Below are 21,049 nucleotides of genomic sequence, written 5' to 3'. Positions count from 1 at the left end.
CAATACCCATACGTTCTTGAGCTTACCGTTGTTAGCAAGCTAAATACGCTTGGCATGGTGCCGGTAACCGCGTAATCCTTCGTATTTACCAGCCTGCGCAGCATCATCCACTGTCATGGGGGAGCGCAGTGTAATCTGCGCCTTGAGAGCGGATTTAGGCCCATGGCTTCGCTTCACCACTGCCAAAACGGTATCCGATGCCTCTCAAACCACCGTAGGATGACGTTTTAGCTAAGGAGACGCGCTATGGCACTGCTGTATAAATCTGACCCGGTGCGCGGGGCCCGGTGGAAAGAACTCTTTGCCCAACACGCGCCGGATATTGAGTTCCGCCAGTGGCCCGATATTGGCGACCCTAACGAGATCCGCTATTTGTTGGCGTGGATGCCCCCAGAAAACATCATGGCGTGCCTGCCCTCCCTTGAAGTGCTGTTTGCCACCTCTGCGGGTGTCGATCAGTTTGATTTTGACGCACTGCCTCCAGAGCTGCCGGTCGTGCGGATGCTCGACCCTGCCATTGAGAGTGGGATGATTGAGTACGCCACCTTTGCAACGCTATGGCTGCACCGCCGCATGGGCGACTATGTTCGCCAGCAGCGCGAGGGAAAATGGCAGGCGCATATGCTTGTGCCGACTGAAAAACGACGTATCGGCATCCTCGGTTTAGGCCAGCTTGGCTGCGCCATCGCCACCCATCTGGCAGGTTACGGTTTTGACGTGCACGGTTGGTCGCGTTCGCCAAAACAGGTGGCGAATGTTCACTGCCACAGTGGCCAGGAAGCGCTGGATGGGTTCCTTGCTGAAAGCGATATTGTGATCTGCGTGTTGCCGCTGACCGACGCCACCCGCGGTATTCTCAATAGCGACCTTTTTGCGCGTATGCCCGAAGGCGCGGCCCTGATCAACATCGGCCGTGGCGAGCACCTGGTTGACCACGACCTGACGCAAGCCCTCGACGAGGGGCATCTGAGTGCGGCGGTACTGGACGTATTGAGCGAAGAGCCGCCTGCTGACGATCACCCCTTCTGGCGGGACGAGCGCATTTTACTGACCCCCCACGTGGCTGCGATGACCCAGCCGGATAGCGCTTTCCCGGTTCTACTGGACAACCTGCGTCGTTATCAACGTGGTGAACCAATGGTTGGCCGTGTCGATCTGCAGCGTGGTTACTAGCATAGCGTTTCCCACTCGCTCGCTCTGTATCGGCGAGCGAGTGGGGTATGTCGGCGTTCGTTAAGTCCGCGTTAGTTCAGACCGCCCATATGGAACGCTTTCTCTTCCAGGTACTCATCCAGGCCTTGATGGGCGCCTTCGCGGCCCAGGCCAGACTGTTTCATGCCACCAAACGGCGCGACTTCCATGGAAATGGAGCCGGTGTTGAGGCCGACCATGCCGAACTCCAGCGCTTCGCCGACCCGCCAGGCCCGGCGCACGCTTTCGGTGAAGAAGTAGGCGGCGAGCCCAAAGGGCGTGGCGTTGGCAATACGAATAGCTTCTTCTTCGCTGTCAAATTGCATGATGGGGGCGACGGGGCCAAAGGTCTCCTCCTGGGTGACCAGCATGGCTTCGGTGACTTTGGTGAGCAGTACCGGCGCCACAAAGCGATCCTGACCACTGGGTACATCGCCGAGCACCCGTTCAGCACCATGGGATAAGGCGTCATCGAGATGGCGGGCGACTTTGCTCACGGCCTGGTCATTGATCAGTGGGCCGATCGTGGTGCCTTCCTGCATGCCGTCGCCACAGCGCAACGCCTCGATTTCGGTCGCCAGGCGGGCCACAAAGCGGTCATGGATGCCGGATTGAACCAGAATGCGGTTGGCGCAAACGCAGGTCTGACCGGCATTACGGAACTTGCTCGCCATCGCCCCGGCCACCGCCAGTTCCAGGTCGGCATCGTCAAACACGATCAGCGGGGCATTGCCGCCCAGCTCCAGGCTGAGGCGCTTAATGTCGTCAGCACTCTGGCGCATCAGCAGGCTGCCCACCCGGGTCGAACCGGTGAACGAGAGCTTGCGCACGGTGGGGTTTGAGGTCAGTTCGCCGCCAATCCCTTCGGGCAGCCCGGTGACGATATTCACCACCCCGGGGGGGAAACCCGCACGCTCTGCAAGTACTGCCAAGGCCAGTGCTGACAGTGGCGTCAGCTCCGAGGGTTTGATCACAATCGGGCATCCGGCTGCCAGCGCCGGCGCGCACTTGCGGGTAATCATGGCGATGGGGAAGTTCCAGGGCGTAATCGCCCCGCACACGCCCACCGGCTGTTTGAGGATCACAATGCGGCGATCCGCGCTGGGGGAGGGGATGGTCTCGCCGTAGGCACGGCGTGCCTCTTCCGCAAACCACTTGATAAAACTTGCGCCGTACTGAACCTCTCCTCGTGATTCGGCCAGCGGTTTCCCCTGTTCCAGGGTCATCAATACCGCCAGATCCTCACTGTTTTCCAGGATTAGGGCATGCCAGCGCTCCAGCAGTGCTGCGCGCGCTGCCGCTGTTTGCGCACGCCAAGCTGGCCACGCCGCTTCGGCGGCCTCGATTGCCCGGCGGGTTTCGTTGGCACCCATGCTGGGTATGCTAGCCAGCGCTTCGCCGCTGGCGGGGTTGGTGACAGTCAGCGTGGCCGCATCGTCGGCGTCGCACCACTGTGCGTTGATAAAGGCCTGCTCGCGTAGCAGGTCACGGTCATTGAGGGACAGCGTCGGCATGCTTTTCTCCTTGTCATTAATAGGGCTAGGTCATCAATAGCGCTAGTGATTAAACGGGCGCGGTTGACGGCTGCGTATGGGTCGACCATTGGCACCCCTCCAGCCAGCCAGGCTTTAGTTCAGGCACCGAGCCGATTAGCTTGCGGGTGTAGTCGTGCTGTGGCTGGTTGAGCACCGTGCTGCAGGGGCCGAATTCCACACACTCCCCCTGGTAAAGCACCATGACGTCGTCGCACAGCGAGCGCACCGTCGAGATATCGTGGCTGATAAACAGGTAGGCAACGCCCAGTTCACGGCGCAGTTCGGCCAGCAGCTCGAGAATCGCAGCGCCCACCACGGTATCCAGCGCCGAGGTCACCTCGTCGCAGAGGATCAGGTCGGGTTCCGCGGCCAGCGCCCGGGCGAGGTTGACGCGCTGCTTCTGGCCACCCGATAGCCCGCTGGGCTTGCGGTCGAGCAGCGTGCGCGGCAGTTTGACCAAGTCCATCAACTCTTCGACCCGCCGCTGTCGGGCATCGCGACTCATCTGAAAATAGGTTTCCAGCGGCCGGTTGAGTAGCCGCCTAACCGAGTGGGCGGGGTTGAGCGCATTGTCGGCGCTCTGGAAAACGATCTGGATACGCCGAAACTGGTCGGGGGTGCGGCCACGCAGCGTCGGCGGTAGCTCACGGCAATTGAACTGAACTTCCCCCCGTGACGGTGCCACCAGGCCAGCGACTGCACGGGCAAGCGTTGATTTGCCCGACCCGGATTCACCAATCACGCCTAACGCTTGGCCGCGATCAATGCGCAGTTGGATATGATCCAGCACGACATTATTCGGCAGCCCATTACGATCACAGCGCCCATAGCCCACTTGAAGATCATCAATGCGCAACAATTCGTCGTCGCTTGATGGAAGGCCAGAGGGCACGCGGGTCTCCGGACGCGCCGCTGCCAATAAGCTACGCGTGTAGGCATGGCCGGGATTGTCCAGGATTTGCCCAATGGGCCCTTGCTCCTGCTCCTCCCCGGCCTGTAGCACCAGCACGTGATCGGCAATCTGCGCCACCACGGCAAGGTCATGGGAGACATACAGCGCCGTGGTACCCCGCTCGCGCATAACGCGCTTGAAAGCCCGCAGCACATCGACCTGGGTGGTCACATCCAGTGCGGTGGTCGGTTCATCCAGAATCACCAGCGCGGGGTCGGTAATCAGGGCCATGGCGGCCATAAGGCGCTGTAGTTGGCCGCCGGAGACCTGGTGGGGGTAGCGGTCGCCGATATGTTCTGGGTCGGGCATGGCCAGCTCGCCAAACAGCTGAATGGCTTTCTGCTGCGCTTGCTGTCGATCCATCACGCCATGGATAAGTGCGCCTTCGATGACCTGATCCATCAGGCGGCGCGAGGGGTTGAAGGCGGCCGCGGCGCTTTGGGCAATGTAGGTCACCCGGTGGCCGCGCAACGCGCGGGTTTCCACGGCGGAGAGGGTGAGTATGTCAGTCTCCCCCAGCTGCACGCTGCCCCCGGCGATCCGACAGCCGCGCCGGGCGTAACCCATCATGGCCAGCGCAATGGTGGTCTTGCCGGAACCGGATTCACCGATCAGTGCCATCACTTCGCCGGGCTTAAGCGCAAAATTGATCTGGCTGACGATCGTGCGCTCCTCCTCACCAGGCGGGGTCGCACAGATATCAAGATCGCGTACGATCAGCGATTCACCTTGCATGGCATCACTCCTTCTGGTTATCGCGGCTGTTCGAGAGGCTGTCGATCAACAGGTTGGCACCGACGGTTAATGAGCCAATCGCCAGGGCTGGGGCAATCACTGCCAACGCCCCCTGGCTAAGACCACCGATGTTTTCACGCACCAGGGAGCCCAGGTCGGCGACCGGCGGCTGCACGCCTAAGCCCAGAAAGCTCATGCCGCTGAGCAGCAGTACGATAAACACAAAGCGCATGCCCATATCGGTGAGCACGGGCTGGATCATATTGGGGAAAATTTCCACGGCGGCGATATACAGCCGTCCCTCTCCACGAGTACGGGCGACTTGAACGTACTCCAGGGTGGCGAGATTTTTGGCCAGGCTATGGGCAATACGGAAAGAGCCTGGCGCGTAGCTGAGTACCGCCGCCAGAATCAGCAGTGGGATAGAGGTGCCAAAGGCGGAGACCATGACCAGTGCCATCATTTTGCTGGGGATCGAGATCAGCGTATCGAATACCCGCCGAACGCTCTCCTCGAGCCAGCGCGGCAGCAGCACCGTCAACATGCCAAAGCCCGCGCCAACCAGGGTTGACAATAACGCGGCCACTAGCGCCAGTCCCACGGTGTAGCGCGCCCCGGTGAGCATGCGACTGAGCATATCGCGGCCCATATAGTCGGTGCCCAGCAGGTGGGCTGTGCTCGCGCCGCCGTATATCTGATCAGAGACAAAAGCCCCCATGGGATAGGGCGCGAAAAGTGGCCCAAACAGCGCCACTAACAGCCAGAAGCTGAACAAGCTGAAACCGATCCAGCGGGTGAGTTGCCACCCTGAACGATTGCGCTGTTTAGGTACCGCTATCGGCAGGCGGCTTCTTGGCGAGACATAGGAATGCCGTTTGCCCTTGCTAGCAGGCATTGTCTTGGTGTCGTTCATCGGTTTCGCAGCCTCGGGTTGGAGAGGATCGCACACAGGTCGGCCAGCATGACCAGCAGCAGATAAGCGCCGCAAAAGATCATGGCGCAGGCCTGTACCAGGGCGAGATCGCGGTTGGAAACCGCATCGACCATTAAGCTGGCGATGCCTGGATAGTTGAAGATGGTTTCAACGATGATCACCCCGCCCAGCAGGTAGGAGAGGCTAAGCGCTACCGCATTGGCAATCGGGCCGACGGCGTTAGGCAGCGCATGGCGCAGGACACGCCGCATCGGTGGGACGCCTTTGAGCCGTGCCATCTCCACATACGCGCTGTCGAGCTGATCGATTAAGGCCGCCCGCGTCATACGTGCCATCTGTGCAATTAATACGCTGCAAAGAGTGAGCACTGGCATGGCGTACACTTTCATAAAGGCGCCCAAACTGTCGACGGTGGACACGTAGGAGAGTGCCGGTAACCAGCCGAGTTGCACGGCGAAAATCAGTACCGCCAGGGTGGCGACTAGAAACTCGGGTACCGCCACCATCGACAGGGTGATCAGGTTCAGGGTGCGGTCAAGCACGCCACCCCGGCGCATGGCGGCGGCGATACCCATAGTCAGCGCCACAGGGACTGAGATAGCGGTGGTAATCGCGGCTAGCAGTAACGAATTGGGGAGCCGGTCATTGACCAGCTGTATGACATCCACGCCATTACTGGCGGAGCGGCCAAGGTCGCCGGTGGCAAAGCCGCTTAGCCACTGCCAGTAGCGCAGCAAGGGCGGCTGATTAAGGCCTAGCTGGGCACGCAGCACCTCTACCTGTTCCGGCGTGGCAAACTGCCCCAGCACCTGCTGGGCGGTGTCCCCTGGCAGCAGCGAGGTAATCGCAAAGATCACCAGCGATACCATCAGCAGGGTAATAAGACTGGAGGCTAAGCGACCTAGTACCAGTCCAAAGAGTGAGTCGCGCATCTTTCTTCTCCGGCTCAAGAGCCATGTTCGTCATCACCAAGCGTCGTTAGCCGCTTTTGTGAAATGCCCATGGCTCGTGATCACAGTAGGGAGAGCAGGAACTAGGAGCCTGTCCGGCTTGGCCGATCGTCGCGAGAAGCACGGATTTTGAGCCAAATTTATCGATCGATTGAGGCGAATAGCGCGCTATTTAACGAAATCGATCGAATAAAGTTGGCCAAAATACCGGGATTCGCAGTAGATCAGTGTTAAGTCGGACAGGCTCCTAACCTTTCCACCAGATATGCTCGGCGAACATATAGCCCATGAAACTGCCCAGGGGGACGGTACGATCCATGCCACCAATGCGGGAATCGAAGCTTTCAATGCTGCTTAGGAAGACGGGGATGCCGATGCCGCCCTCTTCATGGATCATGGTCTGCATGTCGGCGTACATCTGCTTACGGGTGGCCAAATCCGGCTCTCCCCGCGAGGCAATCAACAATTGATCAAACTGCTCGTTGTGCCAGCCGGATTCGTTCCAGGCTGCGCTGGAGAGGAAAAACTGCGAAAGCAAAATATTCGCCGTGGGGCGGGGATTGATATTGCCGAACCCCAGCGGGTGTTTCATCCAGTGGTTAGACCAGTAGCCGTCAGAGGGAACCCGGTTGATATTAAGGTTGAGCCCTGCCTGAGCCGCGGACTGCTGGAGAAGCACGGCCATATCTTCCGACGAGGAAGCTGCTGGAGACGCTACTAATGGTACGGTTGCGCCTGCCAGGCCTGCCTTGGCAAGCAAGGAGGCCGCCCGCTCTGGGTCGTACTCTCGCTGGGGTAGCCCATCGAAGTAGTAGGGGGAGCTGGAGATAATCGGTTGGTCGTTGGCGATCTCGCCATAACCGCGCAGGGCGACACGTTTGATCTGCTCACGATCAAAGAGGTACTTCATCGCCTCGCGGAATTCGGGGCGGCTGGTGGGCTGCTGGTCAAAGCGCATGACCAGGTCGGTGTAGTTACCGGCGTTCGTCGCTTTTACCTGGTAGCCGTCACTGGTTTTCAAGCGCTCTGCGGAGTTGCCACTGACTTCATTGATCATCTGCACATCGCCAGAGAGCAGTGCATTGACCCGTGATGATTCGTCGCTAATCCCCACCACCTCAATGGCATCCAGATAGGGGTGGCCATTACGCCAGTAGTTCTCATTACGAACGCCGATTGAACGCACGCCGGGGGTAAACTCCTGGCACTTAAAGGCGCCGGTTCCCAGCCCTTTCGAGAAGTCGGTCGTGCCGTCTGCCACAATCACTAGGTGCGAAACGGCCAGGATAGAGGGCAACTCGATATTGGGAGAGGAGAGGTTGAATTCGACGCGGTGATCATCCAGTGCCCTGATACTGTCGATTTGTTCGACCATGGAGGCGACCTTTGAACCGGTCGCGGGATCCTGATGGCGCATGATCGAAAAGATCACATCCTGGGGTGTCAGCGGTTTGCCATCGTGGAAGGTGACGCCGCGCCGCAGGGTAAAGATCCAGTGGCTGCCGTTATCGGTATTCTCAAACGACTCCGCCAGGCAGGGCTGGGGCGTCAGATCTTCATCGTACTGGGTCAGGCCATTATAAAACATGTAGGCGCGGACATAGTCGATGGCCGTCGCTCCTAAGGCGGGATCCAGGGTATCTTTTGTGGATGCCGAGTGTGCCGCTATGCGGATACGGCCGCCGTACTGGGGGGGTGCGCTTTCGCTATCCGCCGCCCAGGCTGAAGAGAAACCGGGAAAGGCGCCAGACGCAGCGGCAAAGACACCCGCCGCGCCAATAACTTTCATGGCCTCGCGTCGAGACAGCCCGCGCCGCATGGCGTTGTAAACCTGCATGCTTTGTTCGGGAGAAACAAACAGATCATCAGGATTTTTTTCACGTGTCATAAGCCTTCTCCTTACTGCGATTAAGTGTTTTTGTGAGTCTGGCAGCGCGTGCTTAGCTTTTTTTATAGCCATTTCTGTTAGTGGCTGTTTTTTGTTAATAGCTGTTTTGGTTAGTCGCTCTCTTGGTGAGTCTTGTTTGCAATGTGCGGGCTAGGATGGTGGCTTAATGCAATCGGTCCTGTAGTCGGTACCAACTGCCCACCAGGGGTAAAAACCACGGTTTGCCAAAATGGCCGGGGATAGCTGGCCACTTGGTATCCTGCCAAGGATGGTTTTGGCGGTTGCCCAGGATGACGTCGGCCATTACATGCCCCATGTGCACCGACATCTGTACCCCATGGCCGCTATAGCCCATGGCGTAGTACATACCTTTGTGCTGTCCTGCATGGGGAAACCGGTCTTTGCTCATATCGACCAAACCACCCCAGCAGTAGTCGAGCCGTATCCCTTTAAGTTGGGGAAAGGCCTCTTCCAGGCCGCTGCGCAGTATCTCGCCGCTTTTGGCATCCGATTGGCTACCAGACATGGCAAAGCGTGCCCGCCCGCCAAACAGCAGTCGGTTATCGGCGGTCAGGCGGAAGTAGTGTCCGACGATACGGCTGGTAACATAGGAGCGTCGCTGGGGCAGCAGTTGGGCACACTGGGCGGCTGAAAGCGGTTCGGTGACGACGATAAAACTGCCCACCGGCACCAGGCGGCGGCGAAACCAACTCAGCGGCCCTGTTTGTGAAGCACCGGTGGCCAGCAGCACGTTTTCGGCGCTAATATCGCCGCTGGGCGTGCCTAATCGATACCCTGAGGTTTCGCGGGTGACGCGAGTCATCGGCGTACGTTCAAAAATATGCGCGCCATGCCTGGCCGCTGCTTCGGCCAAGCCGACGCCGAAGCGCCCCATATGCATCTGGCCGCCGTTACGCTGTAGCAGCCCGCCATGGTAGAGCTTTGAATCGACCTCCTCTCTAACGGCGGCGGCAGAGAGCATCTCTACGTCGCTATCCACATCACGGCGAATGGCGTCGCAGGTGCGCGCGAGCTTGTCGTAGTGTTCCGGTTTAGCCGCCAGCTTCAGCTTGCCGTGGCGCAGGTAGTCGCAGTCGATTGTCTCTTCGGCCATCACCTGCTCGACGCTGGAGACCGCCTCGGCGTAGGTGGTGTAGTGGGCAATCGCCTGCTCACGGCCAAGCTGCTCGACCAGGCTGGCGTAGTCTTGGGCCACGCCGGTATTGCACTGACCGCCGTTGCGCCCGGAGGCTTCACCAATGATTTGGCCCGCCTCCAGAAGCGCTACGCGGGCACCGCTCCGGGCCAGCGTGCGGGCAGCCGATAGTCCGGTAAAGCCGCCGCCCACCACCGCCACATCGTAGTGCTCTTGGGTGAGGGCCTGCTGACCGCCGCCAAAGGCGGGAGCCGTGGAGAGCCAATAGGAGTTGAGTTGCATGGGCGACTCCTGCACGGTTCGCGAAATAGTCAGTTTAAAGGCCAACTAGCGCGGGTAAGTCGCGGATGTCGTTAATTTTGGTCGCCCCGTAGCCGTCGCAATAGGGCTCGTGGTTACGCGCCACAAACGCCTTATTTTTGATGCCCATCAGGTGGGCTGAGATAAGGTCGTAGCGGAAGCTTGAGGAGACGTTCAACAGCTCTTCGGGGTGGCAGTCCAGGCTGTCGATCATGGCTTCGAAGGCGGCTAGACGTGGCTTGTAGACTTTGAACGTATCGGCAGTAAAAACCTTGTGAAAGGGCACCTCAAGCTTTTGCACGTTTGACATGATTTGACTGTCATCGGCATTGGAGTAAATCACCAGAGGGATTTTGTCGGCAATTTTCGCCAGCCCCTCAATCACGTCCGGGTGTGGGCCCCAGGTAGGGACGGCGTTGTAATAGAGCATGCCTTCGTTGTCGCGGTATTCGATACCCCAACGTTTGCAGGTGCGCTCCAGCGCCGCGCAGAGAACCTCCGCATAGGGCTTCCACTCGCCGAGCACTTCGTCGTAACGGTAGGCGCCAAAATCCTGCACAAAGCGCTCCATGCGCTCGGCATCAGGGATGCGATCAGCGAAAATTTCGCGGGTCATGCGCCCCATTTGGAAGTTGGTGAGTGTGCCGTAACAATCAAAGGTGATGTACTTAGGGCGCATAATCTCGCTCATGGTGTTTGATCCTCATTTGTCATGATTGGGGTAATGGGAGAGTCTTTAGCGCAGCGACTCATTTCATTACAGCACTCTTGAGCAGGCGCCAGACGCTGAAAGTGCGCGCCCGGCTAACACAAACCGCCTTTTTTTGGGATTGATGCAGCATAGAATGCGGCAGCCCGTTCACATCATTTCTGGCTGGCGGATACGGCTGCCATCGGAGAAGCGTTTGATGTGGTAAGGCGTGGGGTCGACCACGGGCGTTGCATTGGTCGCCATATCCGCCGCCAGCCTGCCCGCACCAGGCCCAATACCAAAGCCGTGGCCGCTACAGCCAGCGGCGACGATAAATCCGGGGATACTCTCAACCGGGGAGATGATCGGTATCATATCTGGGGTGGTATCGATCATCCCGGCCCAGGCGCGGGCAATATGGACACCTTTTAGTGCGGGGTACTCTGCCTGCAGGGCAGCCAGGGCGGCCCGTGCCTGGGGCAGGTCAGGGGACGGGTCAAGCACGCGCTGACGCTCAAACGGCGATACCTGATCAAACTGCCAACTGCCCGCTGCCTCTGGCCCGTTAAAGAAAGACGCACCGATGCGTATCTGCAGCTTCTTGGCTAATTTACTGCGGTAGGCAGCGTAGAATTTGCTCGCGTAGCGTAGCCCTTGGGGGCTGATTTCCACCCGGCCCAGCCCTGAAAGCGCCAAGGTGTAGCTGCCATCCAGGCGGCGGCGCAGCGCGACCTTGGGGGTGATCAGACAGCCCGGTGTGACCTCTGGTGCGGCGGTGGTTTGAAGCGCGGTGCCCATGATATTGGCCGAGGGTAGCTCAACGCCGTGGCGACGGCAGAAGCGAGAACTCCAGGCCCCGCCTGCACAGATGACCGTCGAGGCTTTGATCAATCCGTGCTCCGTCCAAACGCCACTCACTCGCCCGTCGTGCAGATCCAGGCCGCGCACGGCACAGTTTTGGTGAAGGTAGGTGCCGTTCTCACGGGCACCAGTGGCGATGGCCGAGCAGGCCATCGAAGGTTCGGCTTGGGCATCGCTGGGTGACCAGACGCCGCCAATACAGGTTGAGGTGGTGCCCGGGGCGCGCTTGCGGGCTTCTCCGGCGCTCAACATATGGCTGATAAAACCTCGTTCCTGGGCCTGTTGCCCCCAGGCTTCCCACTTGGCAAGGGTCGCTTGGCTATCCGTGGTGTAAACGATACCGTTGCGCCGAAACCCCACGTCGCGGCCTATCTCTTGGGAGAACGCCTCCCAGCGGTCAAGGCTATACATGGCCAGCGGCAGTTCGAACATATCGCGATTCTGCTGGCGCACCCAGCCCCAGTTGCGGCTTGACTGCTCGCCGCCGATAAGCCCCTTCTCCAGCAGCGCAACCGACACTCCTTGGCGCGCCAGTTCATAGGCGGCGGTTGTCCCCACAATACCGCCACCGATCACCACCACATCCACCTGCTCGGGAAGGGCCGGGCTATCGTGCACGGCATCCACATTGATAAACATGCTGCTACCTCTAGTTGGTAGATAAAGTCACCATACAATACGCGGTGTCACTCACTGGTTGAGATCAATCAATACGCTCTTATGCTGCAGGCAGGCGTCAAAGGCAGCACGGCCCAGGTCCCGGCCCACCCCTGAGCGTTTGTAGCCGCCAGTGGGCAGAATGTAATCGTTACTGCGACCGTAACGGTTCACCCATACCGTGCCTGCCGAGAGTTTTCTTACCGTGCGCAGCGCACGCCCCAGGTCAGCGGTATGAACGCCCGCAGCCAAACCGTAAACATCGTGCTCGGCCAGCGCTAAGGCTTCTTCTTCAGTTTCGAAGGTTTGAATCGTTAGCACCGGGCCAAAGATTTCTTCCTCAACGGCAGGGTTGTGGCGGTCGTTTGTATGCAGCAGGGTGGGCTGGTAAAAGTGGCCGTTATCATTTCGCTCAAAGCGCTCTCCGCCACTCAGCAGCTCAGCGCCCGCTTCACGGGAACGCGCCACAATGGATTCAATGCGGGTCAACTGGGTAGCGGAAATAATTGGCGAAAACCAGCCGCCTGCCTGCCAGGTGTGACCAGGGGTGAGGTTTTTGAAAAGCTCACTAAGCCGCTCAACCATAGGCTCAAGCAGTTCCCGTTGGATCAATAGCCGTGAGCCGGCGACGCACACTTGCCCGGCGTTGCCGGTAATGGCGGCGGCAAGGGTTTTGGCGGTGCGATCAATATCCGGGATATCGGCAAACACCAGTTGGGGGCTCTTGCCGCCGAGCTCTAAAGTCACCGGTTTGGGGCCAGTTTCAGCACAGGCGCCCATGATGGTGCGACCGGTCACCGTTGAGCCGGTGAAGGTGACCTTGGCCACATAGGGGTGGCGGCATAGCGCATCGCCAGTGACCGGTCCGTTGCCTTGAATGACGTTGAAAACCCCTGGCGGCATGCCCGCCTCAATGGCTAGCTCGGCCAGCCGCACGGCGGTGAAAGGGGTCATCTCGGAGGGTTTGAGCACCACCGTGTTGCCTGCGGCCAAAGCGGGGGCGACTTTCCAGCAGGTCATGCTGAGGGGGAAATTCCAGGGTGCGATCGCGCCAACGACGCCCAGCGGCTCGGCAATCTGCATACCCAGGTGGTCGTGGGCGGTCGCCGCTACTTCGCCGCCGTGCTTGTCGGCGAATTCCGCAAAGAAGCGAATACCCTCGGCGGTGTAGGGCACATCCCAGGCCCGGGTCTGATCAATCGGCCGGGTGGAACCAAGCGATTCCAGCGGGGCGAGATAGTCAATATCGGCTTCAATCAGGTCTGCCCAGCGGCGCATAATACGTGCCCGCTCCCGCGGCGCACAGCGTGACCAGTCACCGCGCATAAACGCCTGGTGGGCACTGGTGACGGCATCATCGATGCGACTGGCATCGGCCAGGGGCAGCTCGGCATAGACGGCCCCGTCGGAGGGGCGGGATACGCTCAGCGCGCTGGGGTCAGTTACGCGCTGGCCCTGAATAAAGTGCGCACAGGGCAAGGCAATGCGGGCAGGATCGAAACTTGGCATGAGAGTCCTTGAAGTTAGTTCAGTAACGTTTTCGTTTAGCTACCATCCTAGGTCGGATGCCCCAGCATGGGGTGCTGAGTACAGGGTGCTTGGGCGCAGGGGATGCGCTCACCTATAGCCGCGACGGTTAAATCTGCTGAATTGCACCAAACGCCCTTTTTCGGCGTGGCACAGCGCCTCCCTGAGTGCCAAAGTAGCGGCAAACCGAACAACATCAGCTCAAGGAAAATAGTGCGATGACTGACTCCCTTTCGATGTCTGCTTCTTTAGCTAGCGCTCCCGCCCGCTTTGAAAGTGAGAACTTAACGTGGCGAACAATGACCGTTAACGATCTGGAGGCAGCGCATCGCCTGTCCTTCAACCTCGGCTGGCCTCATCGTGTTGACGATTGGCGCCAGATGCTTGAGGTGGGTGAGGGCGTCGTGCTGGAAAGCGTCGACGAACTGGTAGGCACTGGGCTCTGCTTTAATCAAGGGGCTGTGGCCACCCTAGGGCTGGTGGTTATTAGCGACGATTGGCAGGGCCTCGGGCTCGGGCGCGAGATGATGGCACGGCTGATGGCCCTGGCGGGCCCACGAACGCTGATGTTGGTCGCCACGAAAGCGGGCCAGCCGCTGTACCAAAAACTGGGCTTTGAACCGTGCAATCGCATCTGCCAATACCAAGGAGTGGTCACCGGCGCACCGCCTGCGCCGCGTGAGCCGGGTTTACGTCCGATGGCGGCAAGCGATCAGGCGGCACTGATCGCGCTCTCACCCGACAGTCCGGCTCATGCGGTGGCCGTTCAATCGGCTAATAGAGGGGTGGTGATTGAAAAGGGAGGCGTGATTGAAGGGTTTGCGCTGAAGCGTACCTATGGGCGCGGCGAGCATATTGGCCCCATTCTGGCGCGCAGTGCCGAACAGGCGCAGGCGCTGGTGTTGGCGCTGCTGACGGATGCGGAGGGTGATTTTATACGCATTGATTTAGTCGATCCCGGCGACGATAGCTGGCTGACGGCGTTAGGGCTCACCTGTGTCGATCAAATTACCCGCATGCGCTGTGGCGAGGCTGTCGAGGAGGAACCGTTAACGCGCTTTGGCATGCTGACCCAGGCGCTGGGCTAACGGTGGAGGCAGCTTATGAACGCGAATATCGTGGATGCCGCGAATGCCCTCGCTCCTCAGCTCTCTGCCCAGCGACGTGACTTTCACCGCTACCCCGAGCAGGGGTGGACGGAGTTTCGTACCGCCAGCCTTGTGGCTGAACGGCTTAGTCAGTTGGGGTTCAGCGTTCAGTTGGGGCAAGCGGTGGTGAGTGAACGCGCACGTATGGGCGTGCCGGATGCACAAACCCTGAACGACGCCTTGGCGCGTGCACGCACTCAGGGCGCTGTTGAGCGCTGGCTGCCTGCCCTGGAAGGGGGCTTTACCGGCGTTGTGGGTACGCTGGATACGCAGCGCCCGGGGCCGACCCAGGCATTCCGTTTTGACCTTGATGCCCTGCCAATCGTTGAGTCCAACGAGGGTGATCACCGTCCTTACCAAGCGGGCTTTCACTCGCTCAACCAAGGTTCCATGCACGCCTGCGGCCATGATGGCCATACCACCATTGGGTTGGGGGTGGCAGAGCTGCTGAGCCAATTTTCCAGCCAGCTGTGCGGCAAAATAAAGTTGATTTTCCAGCCCGCCGAAGAGGGCGTGCGGGGCGCCCAGTCGATGGTCGAGGCGGGTGTCGTCGATGACGTTGACAGGTTGGTCGCCACACATTTGGGCCTTGGGCACCCTAGCGGCCAGGTGATATGCGCCGCCGATGGCTTTCTTGCCACCACCAAGCTGGATGTTCATTTTTCAGGCAAGGCGGCCCATGCCGGCGGGCAGCCGGAGATTGGCCACAATGCGTTACTGGCTGCCGCCCAGGCGACGCTTGGTTTGCATGCCATTGCCCCACATAGCCAAGGCGCCGCGCGACTTAATGTTGGTCAGCTGCATGCCGGGAGTGGGCGCAATATTATTGCTGATAGCGCGCTATTAACGCTGGAGACCCGAGGTGCCACTGCGGCCATAAACAGCTATATGGAAAGCCGTGCGTTTGAGGTGCTCAAAGGGGCTGCCGCTATGCAGGGAGTAAGCATCTCTACCGAGCGCGTCGGCGCTGCCAGTGCCTGCGCGGCCAGCCCTGATCTGGTAGAGAAAATTGCCGCTTGCCTCGCGGATTACCCTGGCATCACCCAGTTAGTGAGGCGCGATGTGACGCCCTCGGGCTCAGAAGATGCCACCTCGCTAATGGCCAGGGTGATGGAGCGTGGTGGCCAGGCAACCTACATGATTTTCGGTGCGGATCTTGCGGCTGGCCATCATCACGCCTGCTTTGACTTTGATGAGACAGTGATGCCACTGGCAGTTGGCGCATTGATGCAGATAGCGCTTGATCCTTGATTTGCTGAAGGGTATATCAAAACACCTCGCTAAGCGGCTATTGCGCATAGCGAGGTGTTGTCGAAGCGCAGTGATAGCCAGCTCCGTCTTGGATTAGGCAACCTCCCTTTCAACCTCGCCAGGAATCAAGAAGCCGCGCAGGATTTTTTCCATTCGCTGCCTTGCGTCAGCATGCTCAAGGTCAAGAAAATGTCCTGCATTAGGCACGACTTCGAACTCGCATTTCGGCATATAGTCGTCGACGGTCAGGATGTCTTCCGGCGTTGTGTACTCATCCAGTTTGCCATTCACGAACAGCGTCGGTATCTCAATATTACCCAGTAGCTGCTCGTAGTCGGTGTCGTTCATGGAGAGTATTTGCTCAATATGAAAGCAGACCTGTTGAAGCTCTTGATCATCTAACCGTGAGAGGTGCCGGTAATTGATATATTTTAATAAGCGGGGTAAGTATTTGCCCACTTCTTCATTAAGCAGGTTAGCCGCGGTTTTGACATCGCCAATTTGAATATAATGGCGAGCACCAATGATATAGCGCAGCATGCCGTCATTAAGCTGAGTGGAAAATGAGGCTAACACTGCTCTTTTAATTGATGAGGGGGATTGCGCCAATGCCATCATAGCGGCATAGCCTCCCCAAGAAACGGAAAGTAACGACGTTGGTTGGTAACGTTCAATCAGGTCTAGAAGGATATTGACTTCATCCTCCTTGGTAATGATGCCACCCACAGGGTTATGCGCTTTCGACTGGCCAGCGAATGGCAAGTCAAACAGGATGACATTTAACCCGTCACTCAAATATTTGACACAGTTGGTAAAAGAGGCGGTGGTGGCTAACGCGCCGTTGACCATAATAATACTTTCAGTATTTTGTGGCTGTTGATAGATTTCTACATGCACGCAATGATTGCCTATTTTAACGAATTCGGTGTCGGCTTTCATGATGTTTTCCTTGCAGTAATTGGGTCAGTTAATGCGAGTTCTATTAATGTGAGCTCTATGCGCGTGCATGTCTGCGTAATTGATTCTGAACCGCTCAAGTTCATTAGCTGTCACAAGTGTGCAATTTTTTTAGTATTTCTTTATTTGTGTTTACCTGATTGTTATAGGTATAGGCGGCTGCGTATGTAGGATATTGCTGACAGCATTTGTAAGAGATTCGCTATATTTATGTAAGAAATGTCTTATGAGTAATTTTTTAATACACAGTTGTTACGTAGTGTGTGGTCAAGTGAGATTGGATTAATTAACATTGTTAAATATGACTGATGGTTTTGCAGCGATGATCGATAAGTTCAGCAAAAAGGTGAAAGAGTAAATAGGTGGAAAAGTAAATAGGTGAGGGTCACGGGAAGAGGGTCATGGGAAGAGGGGCGGGGAAATAGAAAAAAGAGGTAACCCCTCACCTATCTCCAGTGAGGGGGGGCATAACGACTTTAAGTTGTGGCTCAATCAATACGCGACGCAGAAACGCTGATTGATGTGTCGTGGTTTTTCCAACTCATCGATCATGGCGATAGCATAATCCTGCACGGAAATACGACTATTACCTTCGCTATCGGTGAGTAGCGTATCGCCGCCAAGCTGGAAACTACCCGTGCGCTCGCCGGGGAAAATCTCGGCGGCGGGGGAGAGAAACGTCCACGCTTGCGCCGTTTGCCCGCGCAGCGTTTCAAGGGCCGTTTTCGCGCCTTCCGCCGTGGCCCGGTGCTCTGCTGGGAAGCCCGGTGCCTCTAACAAAAGCTTACCTGGCGCTACTTCAAGTGTGGCCGCGCCACCTACTAACAGTAATCTAGGCACAGAGGCGTGTTGAGAGGCGGCCAAAATCGAATTAAAGCCTTTGAGATAGTAGTCGTAAACGTTCTCCTGGGCATGGCCGCTAAAGGCGCTGATAACAACTTCAAAACCGCGGAGCTGCTCGGTAAGTGCCTCGGTATTTAACACATCGCTTTTAACAGTAGTGACATTCTCCTGTGCTGCCACCCGTTCAGGGCGAGTCACTAACGCCGTCACGTGATGGCCGCGGGAGAGCGCTTCGGTTAACAGGGCGGAGCCAATAAATCCGCTAGCGCCAATCAGTGCAATCTTCATCGTAGTACTCCTTCAGTGGGTAGTCGCTGTATTGTCGTACGCGTTATTGATTTGAAAAATAGCGGTTAACGTAATTTACTGTTGTTGATTTCATGACAATAGGGCGTTAAATGACCACCGCCAGCGAGTTCGATTTAAACGCTTTACCGATCTTTATCGCCCTGGTGGAGGCAGGTAGCTTTACCAAAGCGGCGGAGCGTCTAGGCTGCACGAAAACCCGGGTAAGCCTGCAAATTCGCCAGTTGGAGACGCGCCTGGGCGTAACGCTGTTCCTTCGCACCACGCGACGGGTTCAACTTACCCAGTCTGGCGATGCGCTTTATCATCAATGTCAGCCGCTATTAACAGAGCTACAGGGGACGCTTGCCAGTGCCGTGAGTGACACCCAACAGTTGCATGGCGAACTGCGTATCACGGCACCTGAAGATTACGCCGCCGGGGTATTGAGCGAAGCTGTAGTGGCGTTCAGCCGCTTGCACCCAGCGCTGCATATAGAGCTACGCAGCGGCGACCAGATAAGCGATATGGTGCAGGAGGGTATCGACTTGGCGTTTCGTTTAGGCTGGTTAAAAGACTCCACCCTGCGTGCCCGTCGGCTAGGCGCCTTTCGGCAACAGGTGGTGGCTGCGCCTGATTACTTGAAACGCCACGGCACGCCCTCGCACCCATCGGCGCTGCAAACCCATGCATGGATCGCCTTTGCACCGTTAAGAGCGCCATTAACCTGGGCTTTTCAGCGACGGGATGAGCGGTGTGAGGTGCAAATGAGCGCGGGGTTGGCAGCCAACTCAACGGTGAGTTTAGTTGCGCTAATGGTCGCTGGCGGTGGTTTCTCAGTATTGCCGGATATTACCGCGGCACCTGAGATAGCCGCCGGGCGTTTAGTGAGTGTGCTTGATGAGTGGGCTCTGCCTGAAGGCGGCGTTTATGCGGTGTATCCACCAGGGCGGCACATAACCGCCAAAGCGCGCGCCTTTATGGCCTTTTTTGACGCCTGGTTATAAGCCAGCACTAAGTACTACCGCCGGTTTGGAGCGTAAAGCCCACATCGTGCTGGCGGCGGTAGACGTTTTGGCCGCTTAGCCGCCGAATGAGTTCTTTGGCGGCTAAGCGGCCCATCTCTTCTCTGGGTGAGAGAATGGTGGTGAGCTGAGGGGTTACGTGCTGACCAAGGGGCAGACCGTTAAACCCGGCAATGGCGATATCCCCTGGCACGTTTAGCCCTTGACGTTGAGCAGCCAGCAGGGCACCTGCCGCCAGGTCGTCGTTGGCAAAGTGAATGGCTTGGGTATGAGGGTATTGCGCAAGCACTTGGGCCAGCCCTTCCGCGCCTGCCTGCAGGCTGCCCAGGGTATCTAGTTCCAGTAGTGGCGCGTCGATCCCTTTCTCCTTTAGCACCGCTTTATGTCCATCAAAACGCATGCTGGCGCGATAATCCTGCGACAGCCGGGCGCCCACATAAACAATATGGCGGTAGCCTTTGTCGAGCAGATGGCCGGCCATACAGCGGCCTGCCGCCACGTGATCCAGCCCAACGTTAAGATCCATGCCTTTGCCCAACTCCATCACCTCCATAATGGGGTGATCCCAGTTGGCCAGCAGCGTATGGCATGCCTTGTTATGGCGCAGCCCGGCGGTGACCAGTGCAGAGCATGACCAGCCCAGAAAAGTACGCACCAACTGATACTCGCGATCTAGATCGTAGTCGGTGTTACCCAGCAGTATCTGATAGCCCTCGGCTTCCAGCGTCTCCTGCAGCCCCTTGATGACCTCCACAAACACGCTATTGATCAGTGACGGCACAATCACCGCAATCAGCCGCGAGCGGGAAGAGGCCAGACTACCGGCTACCAAGTTGGGAACGTAGCCCAGTTTCTCTACGGCTTGTAGAACACTCAGACGTGCGCTATCGCTGACCTTATCAGGGTAGTTCAGTGCTCGAGATGCGGTAATCGGTGATACCCCTGCCGCTTGCGCCACTTGGCTGAGCGTGACTTGGTCGGAGCTTCGGCGCTGCCTTGCAGGACTTGGAGAGGCAGCGTTGGGCGAGTCTTTAGACATTGGTCGCACGTCCCTGATTTTCAGCTTGTCGTAACGGCAACAGTAATCTAAAACGAATGGTAGCGCTATCATGACAGCGCTACCATTTCCCTGATAATGATGGATAAAGGAAAGACAAGGAAAGAGAAAAGCACCGCGACGATAGCAAGACACACAACAGCAATACACAACAACAGCGAGGTGTCGGCTGGTGAGTCAACACGATAAGCAATCACTTCAAGTAGGTCTTATTGGCCTGGGCGCCATGGGCATGGGTACGGCCACCGCTTTGCTCAAGCAGGGATTTAATGTGACCGGGTGTGATATTTCCGCTGGGGCACGCGATGCCTTCGCGGCAGCAGGGGGGCAAAGCGTAGCCACTCCTGCTGAGCTAGCTCACTGCCATATCGTGTTGGTGGTTGTCGTTAACGGAGCGCAGGTTGAGCAAGTAATGTTCGGTGAGCAGGGGGTGGTAAGTCACTTGGCCCGGGGCAGTCTGATCATACAGTGCGCCACGGTGGCGCCCAGTCAGGCGAAACAGCTTGGTGAGCGTGTGGCGGCAGAGGGTTTGCTGCTGCTGGATGCGCCGATTAGCGGCGGTGCTGCTAAAGCCAAAAGTGGTGAACTATCGGTGATGGCCTCTGGGGCAACGGAGGCATTTACCTACGCCGAAGCGGTGCTAAACGCCATGGCTGCCAAGGTTTATCGCCTTGGCGATGCGCCTGGCGTTGGCTCAAGTATGAAGCTGGTCAATCAACTGCTGGCAGGTGTGCATATCGCCACCGCCGCTGAAGCCATGGCGCTGGGCATTCGATTGGGGCTCGACCCAGAGGTTATTTATGACGTCATTACCCACTCGGCAGGCAACTCCTGGATGTTCGAAAATCGCGTGCCGCATATCCTGAGTGGTGACTACACGCCGCTTTCGGCGGTGGATATTTTCGTCAAAGATCTCAATATCGTGCATCAAACCGGCCGCGAGCTGGCGTTGGCAACACCGGTAGCGTCTAGCGCTCTGCAGCAGTTTACCGCTGCCAGCGGTGCAGGTTTTGGTCGCGAAGATGACTCTGCGGTGATCAAGGTTTATCAGCGGCTATCGGGCATCGCGTTGCCAGAAGCTGCCAACGACGCCCAGGGAGCCTAAT

General features: G+C 58.0%; 17 protein-coding genes. 5 read left to right on the top strand and 12 right to left on the bottom strand.

Features of this window, described 5'->3' with window-relative positions; genetic code table 11:
- Positions 1 to 246 precede the first annotated feature (246 nt).
- Entirely contained in the window at positions 247 to 1,173 is a 927-nt protein-coding gene (locus tag ACFIOZ_RS19455; RefSeq protein WP_386080578.1) for a 2-hydroxyacid dehydrogenase, read from the top strand.
- A 71-nt stretch (positions 1,174 to 1,244) separates the two neighbouring features.
- Here the strand turns inward: ACFIOZ_RS19455 and ACFIOZ_RS19450 are convergent, their stop codons facing one another.
- The 9 genes from ACFIOZ_RS19450 to ACFIOZ_RS19410 form a co-directional block, all read right to left on the bottom strand.
- Entirely contained in the window at positions 1,245 to 2,705 is a 1,461-nt protein-coding gene (locus tag ACFIOZ_RS19450) for an NAD-dependent succinate-semialdehyde dehydrogenase (protein WP_386080576.1), read from the bottom strand.
- A gap of 49 nt (positions 2,706 to 2,754) precedes the next feature.
- A complete protein-coding gene (locus ACFIOZ_RS19445) occupies positions 2,755 to 4,413 on the bottom strand; it encodes an ABC transporter ATP-binding protein (RefSeq protein ID WP_386080575.1) in 1,659 nt (552 codons plus the stop codon).
- A gap of 4 nt (positions 4,414 to 4,417) precedes the next feature.
- Positions 4,418 to 5,308: an ABC transporter permease gene (locus ACFIOZ_RS19440; protein ID WP_386080573.1), complete on the bottom strand. Its 891-nt coding sequence runs from the start codon at positions 5,306 to 5,308 to the stop codon at positions 4,418 to 4,420.
- 14 nt (positions 5,309 to 5,322) lie between these two features.
- Positions 5,323 to 6,279 carry an ABC transporter permease gene (locus tag ACFIOZ_RS19435; protein WP_386080571.1) on the bottom strand — a complete coding sequence of 319 codons (957 nt, stop codon included), beginning with the start codon at positions 6,277 to 6,279 and terminating at the stop codon, positions 5,323 to 5,325.
- A 265-nt stretch (positions 6,280 to 6,544) separates the two neighbouring features.
- A complete protein-coding gene (locus ACFIOZ_RS19430) occupies positions 6,545 to 8,185 on the bottom strand; it encodes an ABC transporter substrate-binding protein (protein ID WP_386080569.1) in 1,641 nt (546 codons plus the stop codon).
- 163 nt (positions 8,186 to 8,348) lie between these two features.
- On the bottom strand, positions 8,349 to 9,623 hold the full coding sequence (locus ACFIOZ_RS19425; protein ID WP_386080567.1) for an NAD(P)/FAD-dependent oxidoreductase: 1,275 nt from the start codon (positions 9,621 to 9,623) through the stop codon (positions 8,349 to 8,351).
- A 34-nt stretch (positions 9,624 to 9,657) separates the two neighbouring features.
- Positions 9,658 to 10,332: a haloacid dehalogenase type II gene (locus ACFIOZ_RS19420; protein WP_386080566.1), complete on the bottom strand. Its 675-nt coding sequence runs from the start codon at positions 10,330 to 10,332 to the stop codon at positions 9,658 to 9,660.
- A gap of 168 nt (positions 10,333 to 10,500) precedes the next feature.
- A complete protein-coding gene (locus tag ACFIOZ_RS19415; RefSeq protein ID WP_386080564.1) occupies positions 10,501 to 11,832 on the bottom strand; it encodes an NAD(P)/FAD-dependent oxidoreductase in 1,332 nt (443 codons plus the stop codon).
- 51 nt (positions 11,833 to 11,883) lie between these two features.
- A complete protein-coding gene (locus tag ACFIOZ_RS19410) occupies positions 11,884 to 13,359 on the bottom strand; it encodes an aldehyde dehydrogenase family protein (protein WP_386080562.1) in 1,476 nt (491 codons plus the stop codon).
- 236 nt (positions 13,360 to 13,595) lie between these two features.
- Here ACFIOZ_RS19410 and ACFIOZ_RS19405 point away from each other — a divergent pair, with 236 nt between their 5' ends.
- Together ACFIOZ_RS19405 and ACFIOZ_RS19400 are read left to right on the top strand one after the other, a co-directional pair.
- Positions 13,596 to 14,465, top strand: coding sequence for a GNAT family N-acetyltransferase (locus tag ACFIOZ_RS19405; protein WP_386080561.1), 870 nt, complete (start codon positions 13,596 to 13,598; stop codon positions 14,463 to 14,465).
- A gap of 15 nt (positions 14,466 to 14,480) precedes the next feature.
- Positions 14,481 to 15,776 carry an amidohydrolase gene (locus tag ACFIOZ_RS19400; protein ID WP_386080559.1) on the top strand — a complete coding sequence of 432 codons (1,296 nt, stop codon included), beginning with the start codon at positions 14,481 to 14,483 and terminating at the stop codon, positions 15,774 to 15,776.
- Positions 15,777 to 15,869: 93 nt separating this feature from the next.
- Here the strand turns inward: ACFIOZ_RS19400 and ACFIOZ_RS19395 are convergent, their stop codons facing one another.
- Together ACFIOZ_RS19395 and ACFIOZ_RS19390 are read right to left on the bottom strand one after the other, a co-directional pair.
- Positions 15,870 to 16,715, bottom strand: coding sequence for an alpha/beta fold hydrolase (locus ACFIOZ_RS19395; RefSeq protein WP_386080557.1), 846 nt, complete (start codon positions 16,713 to 16,715; stop codon positions 15,870 to 15,872).
- 510 nt (positions 16,716 to 17,225) lie between these two features.
- Complete coding sequence (locus ACFIOZ_RS19390; protein ID WP_386080556.1) at positions 17,226 to 17,864, bottom strand: NAD(P)-dependent oxidoreductase; 639 nt, start codon at positions 17,862 to 17,864, stop codon at positions 17,226 to 17,228.
- Positions 17,865 to 17,974: 110 nt separating this feature from the next.
- Between ACFIOZ_RS19390 and ACFIOZ_RS19385 the strand changes: the two genes are divergently transcribed.
- Complete coding sequence (locus tag ACFIOZ_RS19385; RefSeq protein WP_386080554.1) at positions 17,975 to 18,868, top strand: LysR family transcriptional regulator; 894 nt, start codon at positions 17,975 to 17,977, stop codon at positions 18,866 to 18,868.
- 7 nt (positions 18,869 to 18,875) lie between these two features.
- Here the strand turns inward: ACFIOZ_RS19385 and ACFIOZ_RS19380 are convergent, their stop codons facing one another.
- Positions 18,876 to 19,925 carry a LacI family DNA-binding transcriptional regulator gene (locus tag ACFIOZ_RS19380; protein ID WP_386080552.1) on the bottom strand — a complete coding sequence of 350 codons (1,050 nt, stop codon included), beginning with the start codon at positions 19,923 to 19,925 and terminating at the stop codon, positions 18,876 to 18,878.
- Between the two features lie 190 nt (positions 19,926 to 20,115).
- On the opposite strand from ACFIOZ_RS19380, the gene ltnD reads away from it, so the two are divergent.
- Positions 20,116 to 21,048 carry an L-threonate dehydrogenase gene (gene ltnD, locus ACFIOZ_RS19375; protein ID WP_386080551.1) on the top strand — a complete coding sequence of 311 codons (933 nt, stop codon included), beginning with the start codon at positions 20,116 to 20,118 and terminating at the stop codon, positions 21,046 to 21,048.
- Position 21,049: the final 1 nt, after the last annotated feature.

It is taken from the genome of Vreelandella sp. F11, assembly GCF_042466685.1.
Classification (GTDB): domain Bacteria; phylum Pseudomonadota; class Gammaproteobacteria; order Pseudomonadales; family Halomonadaceae; genus Vreelandella.
This window is presented reverse-complemented; position numbering and strand designations above follow the sequence as displayed.